Origin of the sequence: Streptomyces sp. NPDC002785, from assembly GCF_040295565.1 — a bacterium.
In the GTDB taxonomy this organism is placed as follows: Bacteria; Actinomycetota; Actinomycetes; order Streptomycetales; family Streptomycetaceae; genus Streptomyces.
In genome coordinates, this window is record NZ_JBEOVN010000226.1 from 1 (window position 1) to 11051 (window position 11051).

General features: G+C 70.1%; 7 protein-coding genes. 3 read left to right on the plus strand and 4 right to left on the minus strand.

Features of this window, described 5'->3' with window-relative positions; all coding sequences use genetic code 11:
* Positions 1 to 365: 365 nt before the first annotated feature.
* The gene (locus ABTZ94_RS32710; protein ID WP_351206296.1) at positions 366 to 923 is read right to left on the minus strand and encodes a MarR family winged helix-turn-helix transcriptional regulator; all 558 of its coding nucleotides are present in this window, start codon (positions 921 to 923) and stop codon (positions 366 to 368) included.
* A gap of 155 nt (positions 924 to 1078) precedes the next feature.
* Between ABTZ94_RS32710 and ABTZ94_RS32715 the strand changes: the two genes are divergently transcribed.
* A complete protein-coding gene (locus ABTZ94_RS32715; protein WP_351206308.1) occupies positions 1079 to 2380 on the plus strand; it encodes an MFS transporter in 1302 nt (433 codons plus the stop codon).
* Between the two features lie 49 nt (positions 2381 to 2429).
* Here ABTZ94_RS32715 and ABTZ94_RS32720 read toward each other — a convergent pair whose 3' ends face one another.
* Together ABTZ94_RS32720 and ABTZ94_RS32725 are read right to left on the minus strand one after the other, a co-directional pair.
* Positions 2430 to 4229 (minus strand): ATP-binding SpoIIE family protein phosphatase, encoded by a 1800-nt coding sequence (locus ABTZ94_RS32720; protein WP_351206298.1) that lies wholly within the window; start codon positions 4227 to 4229, stop codon positions 2430 to 2432.
* Between the two features lie 187 nt (positions 4230 to 4416).
* On the minus strand, positions 4417 to 5877 hold the full coding sequence (locus tag ABTZ94_RS32725) for an NAD(P)/FAD-dependent oxidoreductase (protein WP_351206300.1): 1461 nt from the start codon (positions 5875 to 5877) through the stop codon (positions 4417 to 4419).
* A 340-nt stretch (positions 5878 to 6217) separates the two neighbouring features.
* Between ABTZ94_RS32725 and ABTZ94_RS32730 the strand changes: the two genes are divergently transcribed.
* Positions 6218 to 7138, plus strand: coding sequence for a TetR/AcrR family transcriptional regulator (locus ABTZ94_RS32730; protein WP_351206302.1), 921 nt, complete (start codon positions 6218 to 6220; stop codon positions 7136 to 7138).
* A 722-nt stretch (positions 7139 to 7860) separates the two neighbouring features.
* On the plus strand, positions 7861 to 9945 hold the full coding sequence (locus ABTZ94_RS32735; protein ID WP_351206304.1) for a sigma-70 family RNA polymerase sigma factor: 2085 nt from the start codon (positions 7861 to 7863) through the stop codon (positions 9943 to 9945).
* A 43-nt stretch (positions 9946 to 9988) separates the two neighbouring features.
* Here ABTZ94_RS32735 and ABTZ94_RS32740 read toward each other — a convergent pair whose 3' ends face one another.
* On the minus strand, positions 9989 to 10897 hold the full coding sequence (locus ABTZ94_RS32740; protein ID WP_351206306.1) for a hypothetical protein: 909 nt from the start codon (positions 10895 to 10897) through the stop codon (positions 9989 to 9991).
* Between the last annotated feature and the right edge of the window lie 154 nt (positions 10898 to 11051).

Below are 11051 nucleotides of genomic sequence, written 5' to 3' on the forward strand. Positions count from 1 at the left end.
AGCGGGGTTGCTTTCCAGTTCTTCGCTTTCGCGTTTCCCTTTCCGGCGAGTCCGACTCTATCAGATCCTTTCGGGCCTGATTCCCAGTCAGCGGGATTTGTCTTCCCGGCTGTTGGGCCGTTCCGACGTTTCAAACTCTAGCGGATTTTCCCGGCGACTCATAATCGAGTCTTCGAAATCAATTTCGGCATGCCGAAATTTTCCCGAGTGGGAGATCGTACTGAGTTTTGGTTGCCGCATTCGCGGCGGGATCGGTTGCCGCAGAACCGTTCCGGCTCCGTGGCAACTCGAAGAACCCTACGGATCGAGGAGGAGCGTGTCAACCTCGCCAGGTCAAGCCGTTTTCCCGCGTGTCCGACAGGGGTTCAGTCCAGGTCGGTGAGGCGGCCGCCGGCGTCCGGCTGGGCGTGTTCGACGCGGCGCAGGAGGCGGATCAGCATGTCGCCGAGGACTCCGCGTTCGTCGCCCGTGAGGTCCTGGAGCAGGTCCTCCTCGAAGTCGGTGGCCATGCGCATCGCCTCCAGCCACTTCGTACGGCCCTCGTCGGTCAGCTCGACGATCACACGCACCCGGTTGTTCTCGTCCCGGTCGCGGGTGACCAGGCCCTCGCCCGCCATGCGGTCGATGCGGTGGGTCATCGCCGCCGGGGTCAGGCCGAGGCGCTTGGCCAGCTCGCCCGGGCCCAGGCGGTACGGGGAGCCGGCCAGGACCAGGGTCTTGAGGACCTCCCACTCGGCGTTGCTGATGCCGAGGGCGGCGACCTGGCGCCCGTACGCCACGTTCATCCGGCGGTTCAGTCGGCCCAGGGCCGAGACGACCTGCTCGACCTGGGGGTCCAGGTCTCGGAACTCGCGCTGATAGGCGGCGATCTGCTCGTCGAGGCTCGGCTCCTGCGGGCCGGGCTGCTCGGTGGTGTCAGACATGGCGGGCAGTATGGCACGCCCTCCAAAGCCTTCGAAGTCCTTCGGTCTGAATTGTTGAGCTTCTAACTTTAGTGCTAAAGTCTTCGGGTTCGAGTCGTTCGGTTGGCTCGGCAAGTCGCTTCGAGACCTTGAGGTAGGTGAGTGTGACCAGGGAGATGGGTGCAGCACTGCGGCGGATCCAGCTGGGTAGCGCGCTGAGCGCGTTCGGGCTGGGGTTCACCGTTCCGTATCTGTACGTCTATGTGGCACAGGTACGGGATCTGGGTGCCGGTACGGCGGGAGTCGTGCTGGCGGTCTTCGCCATGGCAGCGCTCGCCGTTCTGCCGTTCACCGGGCGTGCCATCGACCGGCGCGGGCCGCTGCCCGTACTCGTCATCGCCTCGGTCGTCGCTTCCCTGGGCGCGGCCGCCCTCGGCCTGTCGTCGAATGTGACCGCTGCCGTGCTGTCGGCCGCGGTGCTCGGCGCGGGTACGGCGGTCATGCAGCCGGCGCTCGCCACCATGCTCGTGTGGTGCTCCAGCACCGCCACCCGTACGCGTGCCTTCGCCATGCAGTTCTTCCTGCAGAACCTCGGGCTCGGCATCGGTGGGCTGGTCGGCGGGCAGATCGTCGACACGAGCCGGCCGGAGACCTTCACCCTGCTGTTCCTCATCGAGGCCGCGATGTTCATCGTGCTCGGTGTCATCGCCTCCACGGTGCGGCTGTCCCGTGCGCCTTCCTTCTCCGGGGCAACGCCCACCGACGGGTCCAAGGCGCCGGGCGGGCTGCGGGCGCTGCTCTCGCACCGGGCCATGGTGCAGCTGTGCGTGCTGGGCTTCGTGCTGTTCTTCGCCTGCTACGGACAGTTCGAGTCCGGGCTTGCGGCATACGGCACCGAGGCCGCCGGAATCCAGCCTTCGACGCTCGGTATCGCGCTGGCCGCCAACACCGCCGTCATCGTGGTCGCGCAGTTCGTCGTGCTGCGTCTGGTGGAGCGCCGCAGGCGCAGCCGGGTCATCGCCTCGGTCGGTCTGATCTGGGCGTTCGCCTGGATCGTGGCGGGGTATGCGGGACTCGGGCACGGCAGCCAGACCATGGCGACGGCCGCGTTCATCTCCACGTACGCGCTGTTCGGACTCGGTGAGTCGATGCTGTCGCCGACCGTGGCGCCGCTGGTCGCCGATCTGGCGCCGGAGTCGATGGTCGGGCAGTACAACTCCGCGTTCGCCCTGTGCAAACAGCTCGCGCTGGCGGTCGGTCCGGCCGTGGGCGGGCCGATGGGGGCGGCGCTGCACGGGCCGTACATCGTGACGTTCGTGCTGTTCTCGCTGGGCATCACGGTGCTGGCGCTGCGGTTCGGCCGACGGCTCACTCCCGTACAGGATCAGCCGTCGATCGAGACGGTGCCGTCCAGGGTGGTGGCCGTGTCGCTGCCGGAGGCCGAGCCCGTGGCCGCCTGCGCCGCCACCACTCGCTGAGGCAGTAGGGCGAGTAGGGGTGAGTAGGGGTCCTGCTTCGGCAGGGCCCCTACTGCGGCAGGGCGAATTCGCACCAGACCGCTTTGCCGCCGCCCGGTGTGCGGCGGCTGCCCCATGACGTGGCGATCGTCGCGACGATGGAGATGCCGCGGCCCGATTCGTCCGCCGGATCGGCGCGGCGGCGGCGCGGCAGGTGGTCGTCGCCGTCGGTCACCTCGATGATCAGACGGCGGTCGGTGCGGCGCAGGCCCAGGCGCATCGGCGGGGTGCCGTGCTTGAGGGAGTTCGCGACGAGTTCGCCGGCGGCCAGTACGCCCAGGTCGCAGAGTTCGACGGGGAATCGCCACGACGTCAGGACGCCGGTCGCGAAGGCGCGGGCGCGCGGGGCCGCTTCGGTGCCGCCGAGGAGATCGAGCGAGGCGTTGTGGAACAGCTCCGCGTTCGTCCCCGTGCGGGCGGGGTGCTGGACCACCAGCAGCGCCACGTCGTCGTCGTGTTCCGCGGTGACGCCGAGGGAGCGGATCAGCCGGTCGCAGACCACCTGGGGTGAACCCTTGGCACCGGAGAGGGCGCGTTCCAGAGAGGCGACGCCCTCGTCGATGTCCTCGCTGCGGCGCTCCACCAGGCCGTCCGTGTAAAGAACCGCGGTGGAGCCGGGCGGCAGCGCGATCGTGCCCGATGTGTGGATCCAGCCGCCGGTGCCGAGCGGGGGGCCTGTCGGGTCCTCGGCGCGGTGGACCGTACCGTCCTCGTCGCACACCAGGATCGGGAGGTGCCCGGCGGAGGCGTAGACGAGCCGGCCCTCGTTCGGATCATGGACCGCGTAGGCGCAGGTGGCGATCTGGCTGGCGTCGATCTCGGCGGCGAGACCGTCAAGGAGCTGGAGTACCTCGTGCGGCGGGAGATCGAGGCGGGCGTAGGCGCGCACGGCCGTGCGGAGCTGGCCCATGACGGCGGCGGCTCGCACCCCACGGCCCATCACGTCCCCGATGACCAGGGCGGTGCGGCCTGCGCCGAGCGTGATGACGTCGTACCAGTCACCGCCGACCGCCGCGTCCGTGCCGCCGGGCTGATAGGTCGCGGCGATCCGCAGGTCGTCGGGCTGCTCCAGTTCCTGCGGGAGCAGGGAGCGCTGGAGGGTGACGGCCGTTTCGCGGTGGCGGCGCTCGCTGGCGCGGAGCCGTTCGGCCGCTTCGGCGTGGTCGGTGACATCGGCGGCGTACACGAGCACTCCGCCTTCGCTGCCTTTGTTCCTGTTCTTGTTGCTCCTGTTGCCCTTGTTCTGTTTCTTGTTCCTGTCTCCGTCTCCGTCGCCGCCGCCGTCGGTTTCGCTGTCGCTGTCCCTGTGTACCGGGGTGCAGGTCACGGTGTACGAATTGCCGCTGCGGGCCTTGCGGGACTTGACCGTACGGGGTGTGCCGCTGCGCAGGACCTGGTCCATGAGGGGCAGCAGGCTGAGTTCGGTGAGCTCGGGCATGGCCTCGGCGGCGGTGGCGCCGGCCGGGCGGGGTCCGAAGGCGGCGGTGTAGGCGTCGTTGACGTACGCGATCCGGTGGTCGGGGCCGTACACCAGGGCCACCAGGGCGGGCAGCTGACCGAGGATGTCGCGGGCGGAGAGATCTTCCAGGGCGGGGCCGCGGTCCCCGGGAGGTTCGCCGTGCGTGTCGTGACGCGTGTCGTCGCTCCTGTCGCCAGGCGCGTCACTGCGCGCGTCGCCGTCCGGTGGGCAGGGCCCGGTCTCGGGCTGTGCGTACTCGGCGCGGGCCGAGGGCACGGGATTGCGGTCGTCCCGTGCGGCGGCGCGGCGCTGCGTTCCGGGTAGGCGGGCGCTCCAACGCGTGAAGTTCACGGAATTTCTGGCCTCGTGTGTCGGTCTGGTCCGCTCGGGCGGGCTGCTCGGTGTCGGTCACTGCCGGCCGGGTCACTCTGTGCAGGTTTGGGCCCACCCATGGTCACACGTCCAGTGTGGCGGACCGTACTGACAGTTGTCGGTACGGCCGGGCCCCGGGCAGGCGCGCAGGCGGGCCGACGGGCAGTCAGCCGCCGTTCCTCGGCGGGCCTTCGGGCCCTGGTGGGTGGCCGGGTCCCGGCGAGCCGCCGGTGTTCGGTGGGCCGGTGGGCCTGGGGCGTCTGCCTCCTGCGGCGAGTTCGAATTCGGCGCGCGGGTGTTCCAGCGAACCGAGGGAGACGATCTCGCGTTTGAAGAGCCCGGCGAGGGTCCATTCGGCAAGGACACGGGCCTTCCGGTTGAATGTCGGGACGCGGCTGAGGTGGTACGCACGGTGCATCAGCCAGGCCGGACGGCCCTTGAGTTTACGACCGTAGACATGGGCGACGCCCTTGTGGAGACCGAGTGAGGCGACGGAGCCCGCATAGCTGTGCCGGTACTCGCTGAGGGGTTCGCCGCTGAGCGACGCAAGGACGTTGTCGGCGAGGACCTTGGCCTGGCGCACTGCATGCTGGGCGTTGGGGGCGGTCTCCTTGCCCGTTTCCGCGGCGGTCAGGTCGGGTACGGCCGCGGCGTCCCCGGCGGCCCAGGCGTGCTCGGCCCCTTCAACGGTGAGTTCCGCCGTGCATGTGAGCCTGCCGCGCTCGTTGAGCGGCAGGTCGGTGGCGGCGAGGATCGGCGCGGGTTTGACGCCCGCGGTCCACACGAGGGTGCGGGTCGGGAAGCGGGAGCCGTCGCTCAGGACGGCGATCCGGTCCTCGCAGGACTCCAGCCGGGTGTCGAGGCGGACGTCGATATTGCGGCCGCGCAGCTCACGGATCGCGTAGGCGCCCATGGCGTCGCCGACCTCGGGAAGGATGCGTCCGGACGCCTCCACGAGGATCCATTTCAGGTCCTCTGCCTTGATGTTGTGGTAGTACCGCGAGGTGTAGCGGGCCATGTCCTCCAGCTCGGCCAGGGCCTCGACGCCCGCGTAACCGCCGCCGACGAAGACGAAGGTGAGGGCGGCGTCGCGGATGGCCGGGTCGCGGGTGGCGGAGGCGATGTCCATCTGCTCGATGACATGGTTGCGCAGGCCGATGGCCTCCTCGATGGTCTTGAAGCCGATGCCGTGGTCGGCGAGGCCGGGGACCGGGAGGGTGCGCGATACGGAGCCTGGTGCGAGGACGAGTTCGTCGTACGGGATCTCGACGGCGCCGGTGCCGTCCTCCCCGGTGGCGAGGGTGGTGACGGTCGCGGTGCGCTTGGCGTGGTCGATACGTTGTGCCTCACCGATCAGGATCTTGCAGTGCGGCAGGATCCGGCGCAGTGGCACGACGACATGGCGCGGTGAGATCGAACCGGCGGCCGCTTCGGGCAGAAATGGCTGATACGTCATATAAGGCTCGGGCGTGACGACGACGATCTCGGCCTCACCGCTTCTGAGTCTCTGCTTCAGCTTCCGCTGGAGACGCAGCGCTGTGTACATCCCGACGTAGCCGCCGCCGACGACGAGAATGCGCACACCCGGCGGGGGGCCGGGGGGTGTTCCCCCGGAATCTGAAGCCATCACCACCCCATGACGCAACGTGCTCAAGGGTTTGTCCACAGCCCCGGCAAATTGTGTGACCGGAGGTTCCGGACGGGCCGCTGCTGCTGATCGCGGCGACGGTACGGAAGCTGCGCAGGTCAGGGGTTGGAGTAGGGGTGGCGGACGGGGGGCGAATCAGTAACCAACCGGCCCTTGCTCCGATCGGGGGGCGCTCCGTGCGGAACTACCCCCTTCTGAATTGACGCGGGCTCAACTATGTTCGTATGTCGTCGGGGTGTCGGGCTGTGACCATGTTCCACTCTCTGACTCAAACGGCGGGAAGTCTCCGGGGGGAGACGTCATAACCGGGGGAACAGCTATGCACATTCAGGATTCTCATTGGCAGACTGCTGCGGCAGTCACGCCTCATTCGTCCGACGAAAAAGGGCAGAACGGGGCATTAGGGGTAGTGGACACGGTGGGTCCGGTCGGCACGGTCGCGGCAGCCGGAACGGGCGGCACGGCCGGAAGTGCCGAGGTGGCCGGAGCGAACGGGCGCTCGGCTCCGCTCCGCGTGGACGCACAGCGCAATCTGGAGCATGTGCTGCGAGCAGCACGCGAGGTGTTCGGCGAGCTGGGGTACGGGGCTCCGATGGAGGACGTGGCGCGTCGTGCCAGAGTCGGAGTCGGCACGGTGTACCGGCGGTTCCCGAGCAAGGACGTGCTGGTGCGGCGGATAGCCGAGGAGGAGACCTCCCGGCTGACGGACCAGGCGCGGACCGCGCTGGGCCAGGAGGAAGAGCCGTGGTCGGCGCTGTCGCGCTTCCTGCGGACGTCCGTGGCCTCGGGCGCGGGGCGGCTGCTGCCGCCGCAGGTGCTGCGGGTCGGCGTCGATACCGATGTCGATGCCGACGACTCGAACGCGGTCGGGGAGCCGGCGGCCATAGCGGCCTCCGTATCGGGCTCGGGGCCGGGCAGTGCTCGGGACGAGACGCGGGTGCCTCAGCAGCGGCAGGGCGCGGCGCAGGCCGACCTCCGGCCGGCTGACGGGCGTTCCGTCACGGAGGACGGCATCGAGGACGACGACACGGGGGCCGGTGAACTGCTGGAGGTCGTCGGCCGGCTGGTGGACCGGGCACGGGCGGCCGGTGAGCTGCGCCGTGATGTGACGGTGGCGGATGTGCTGCTGGTCATCGCGACGGCGGCGCCTTCGCTACCTGACGCGGCTCAGCAGGCTGCGGCTTCGAGCCGGCTTCTGGACATCCTGCTGGAGGGGCTGCGCTCGCGACCGGCCGCGTGAATGGGGTGCGCGGCAGCGGAGTGCGCGTGTGAGCGTGGCGCGCGCGTGCGCTGGCGGGTGAGCGTGGTGACGGGGGCAACGCGTGCGCGCGGGGTCGCCTGAGGGTGCTGGTGCGCGGGCGTGATGTGCGTGCGCGCGTCGGCTCTCCTGGCCGGATGGCTGGGGTGAGCGGTCGGATCGGGCCGGGTGGCCGGGGTGTGCCGTCGGCGTGATTGGCCTGGCGTGAATGCGTTGGGCGTTGAACGGTCGGCGTGGCCTGTTTTGGTGGGTCCCACTCGGCAGCTCATCGTCGCTCGTGCGCCCCTCGTGTTCCGCTTCCGCATCCGGCTTCCACGTCTGTCTCCCTCGCTTCCGGCCTCCGCGTCCGCGCTCTCGACCGGGCCTGGACCGGGCGGCCCGACCGCCCACCGACCGGCTCTCCGCAGCGCCGGCTCCGCTCTTCTCCGGATGTCTGGCCGGCTCTCGTGCGCCGCTCGAATGGCTCTTGACCGGCGTTTGTCCGGCGTTTGATCGGCTCTCGCCGGTGAGGCTGCTGCCCGATGTCTGCAACCCACCCGTGCGGAAAAGCCCATTGAGCCTTCCCCGAATGAGTGGCTACTAAGACCACATTCGAGAAAACGCCCCGGATGAGTGGTTGCTGGGGCTGGAGGTTCGGCGTGATTGCGCCATGTGGCACGCTTGCCCGGTATTCGGGTCCGACAGCGCATACGGGGGCTTCCGCGATGAGCGGTGACGGGCAGCAGGAAGAGTCGTTCGACGACGTCTCCGCCGTGGGCGGTGTGGCGGAGGCCGGTGGGCCGTCCTCCCGGCAGATACCGAGTCAGGCCGGACCCGGGCGGTCAGGTGGTGACGCCGAGGGCGGCACGGTCCTGCCCGGTCCGTGGTCGGCACCCGTCGAGGCCGGTGTCGAGACCGACATTGCTGTGCCGATGCAGCGGAAGGGTGGCCACACCACCGCCACCGATGCCTCCGGCTCCGCGTTCTCCGGCTCCGCGTTCTCCGACGCCGAGCTGATCAAGCAGATGCGGCGGGACGGCGACGATCTCGCGTACGAGGAGTTGTTCCGGCGGCACTCGGACGCGGTGCGCCGCTACGCGCGGACCTGCTGCCGGGATGCGCACACCGCCGACGATCTGACCGCCGAGGTCTTCGCCCGCACACTGCAGGCGGTACGCAGGGGCAAGGGGCCCGAGGAGGCGGTACGGGCCTACCTCATGACGGCTGTCCGGCATGTCGGAGCCGCCTGGACCAAGACTGCGAAGCGGGAGCAATTGGTCGATGACTTTGCGGTGTTCGCCGCCCAGGCATCCCAGTCCTCCCAGGTGTCGGACGTGGACACGCTCGACCTGGGTGCCGAGGTGCTGGCGATGCACGAGGCAGAGCAGTCGATGGCGATGCAGGCGTTTCGCAGTCTGCCGGAGCGCTGGCAGGCGGTGCTGTGGCACACCACCGTCGAGGAGGAGTCACCCAGCGAGATCGCCCCGCTGTTCGGGCTGACCGCCAATGCCACGGCGGTGCTGGCCAGCCGGGCCCGCGAAGGGCTCAAGCAGGCGTACCTGCAGGCGCATGTGAGCCAGGCACTCACCTCGGGCGGCGACTGCGCGCGTTACGCCGACCGCCTCGGCGCGTATGCCCGGGGCGGCCTCCGGATGCGGGCTGAGCGCGGGTTGCGGGGGCATCTGGACGAGTGCCTGAAGTGCCGGCTCGCCGCCGGCGAACTCGCCCATGTCAACGCCGGAATTCCTGCGCTGTTGCCGGTCGCGGTCATCGGCTGGTTCGCCGCCGGGTATGCGCTCAAGGCTGCCGGAATCGTCGCCGGTGGCGCGGCGGGAGCCGCGGGCGCGGGTGCCGCCGCAGCGGCGACCGGTGGAAGCTCGTCCGGGGGAGCGGCCGGTGGTGCCGCGCTCTCGGAAGGGCTCGGTGCCCCGGTGAAGGCAGGTATCGCGGCGGCGGTTGCCGCGGCCGTGACGGCCGGACTGGCCTGGGCACTGGTCGGCGACGACCAGCCCAAGCCCGAGGCCAGACATGCGGCCAAGCCGGCTGCCGTGGCGCCCGCGGTGCCGACGCCCGCACCGCCGAAGCACGCACCACCGAAGCCCGGAGCGCCGAAGCACGCACCGCCGGAGCCCGCGCCCCCGAAGCCGACACCCCCGGAGCCCGCACCACCGAAGCACGCACCACCGAAGCCCGAAGCACCGGCGCCGCCCGCGCCACCTGCCCCGTCCCCGACTCCCCCACCGAAATCGACGCCTACGCCGAATCCGGCTCGGACGCCCACCCCCGAGCCGACACCGCCCCCCAAGCCGTCGACGCCTCCCGCGAAACCGAAACCGCCTGCCCCGGCCTCGACCCCGCCTCCGCCGCCCGCGCCGACTGTCTACCGGCTCAGCGAGCTGAGCTATTCGATGCTGGGTGACCACACCCGACCGGAGGTGGTGATCAGTGAGAGCAACTGGGTCTGGCAGCGTTCCAACCTGTCGATCGGCGGCACACAGTACGCGCACGGAGTGACCGTCCACACCAAGTCCTCGGTCACCATCCAGCTGAACCGGCAGTGCACGCGTTACGAGGCCATGGTCGGGGTCGACGACATGACGAGGGGGCGCGGCTCGGTGCGCTTCTCCGTCTTCAACCGTGACGGGACGCGGCTTTGGCAGTCCCCGGTGGTGAACCGTAACGACCCGGCCATACCCGTCCGGGTCGGTATCACCGGTCAGGAAAGGATCCGGCTCGTCGTCGAGCGGGTACATCCGGGCGGCGGCGTGGCACTCGCCGACTGGGCGCACTCGACCATCAGTTGTCGATGAGGGGGCCCGGGGTGAGGTCGTCGGGTGCGGCCGTCGGGTGCTGTCACCGAGCTTCCGGGGAGGCCTGGATTTCCGACGTTTCCGGGAGTTCCGCGGTGATGCGGGTCAGGAGATCGATGACGTCGTCGACCGCCAGTGTGCGGCCTGCGGCGCGCTCCGACTCGTACAGCTGAGGTCCCAGTTCCTCGCGCGCCTGTCGCTCGACCTCGTCCGCCTCGGCCTGTTGCGCCTTGGTTCGCGGGCCGGACAGGCGCCAGCCGTCGGCCGCCGCCAGGATCCGTACGGCAGCTCCGTGACGGCCCACCTTCGGCAGCACGGCCGCCACGCCGTCCGCCAGATGTCCGGTGACGACTTCGGCACACTGGGCGTCCCGCGCCGCGCGGAGTGCGAGTGTCAGACCGCGAATCCCGGCCACCGGACCGCCCTCGGCCCCCGTCTCGTGCACGGCGATCCGGGCAGCCAGCCCCTCGACCACCGCGCTGAAGTGCGACGGCGGGCTGCCGCGTCCGGCCGAGGCCTCTGCCTCGGTGACCAGCCGTCGCGCCTTTGCGATCTCGCCCCGGTCCAGGGCCACGGTGGCGCGCAGGAAGTGGGTGTAGGCGCGGGCGTCGTGCACCTGGTAGCGCTCCGCCTCGGTCTCCGACTCGGCCAGAGTCCGCTCGAAGCCCGCCATGTCTCCGGTCCGGTAGTCGAGTTCGGCGAGGCGGGCGAGGAGGAACGGTTCCTCGGCGTGCGCCCTGACCTCGCGGGCGAGCACCAGAGCCTCCTCGTACGCCGCACGCGCCTCCTCGTACCGTCCGCGCATCATCCCTGCCTCCGCGGCCGCGCTCGCGACCTGCGCGCGCATCCAGCGGTCGCCGACGCGGCGGCCCAGCTCGCGCAGCTCGGCGAGATCATCGTCGACCCCAGGCATGCCGCCGGGCATGTCGACGACCATGTGGGTACGGAACATCAGCGTGAGCCTGATGCGGCCGGTGCGGCTGCATCGGATGACACGCCTGACGAAGGAGTGATTGACGTGCTCCCTGGCCTAAAGTCCAGGGATTCCGGCCTGGGTCGTGTGACCCTTCCGGGGGCTTCCTGCTTCAACGCGCTGTGCCGGGACT

Bases quoted from the DNA above. Each gene is read 5' to 3' on its own strand.
- ABTZ94_RS32710 (WP_351206296.1), bottom strand. From the start codon at position 923: ATGTCTGACACCACCGAGCAGCCCGGCCCGCAGGAGCCGAGCCTCGAC.
- ABTZ94_RS32725 (WP_351206300.1), bottom strand. From the start codon at position 5,877: ATGGCTTCAGATTCCGGGGGAACACCCCCCGGCCCCCCGCCGGGTGTG.
- ABTZ94_RS32735 (WP_351206304.1), top strand. From the start codon at position 7,861: ATGAGCGGTGACGGGCAGCAGGAAGAGTCGTTCGACGACGTCTCCGCC.
- ABTZ94_RS32730 (WP_351206302.1), top strand. From the start codon at position 6,218: ATGCACATTCAGGATTCTCATTGGCAGACTGCTGCGGCAGTCACGCCT.
- ABTZ94_RS32715 (WP_351206308.1), top strand. From the start codon at position 1,079: ATGGGTGCAGCACTGCGGCGGATCCAGCTGGGTAGCGCGCTGAGCGCG.
- ABTZ94_RS32740 (WP_351206306.1), bottom strand. From the start codon at position 10,897: ATGTTCCGTACCCACATGGTCGTCGACATGCCCGGCGGCATGCCTGGG.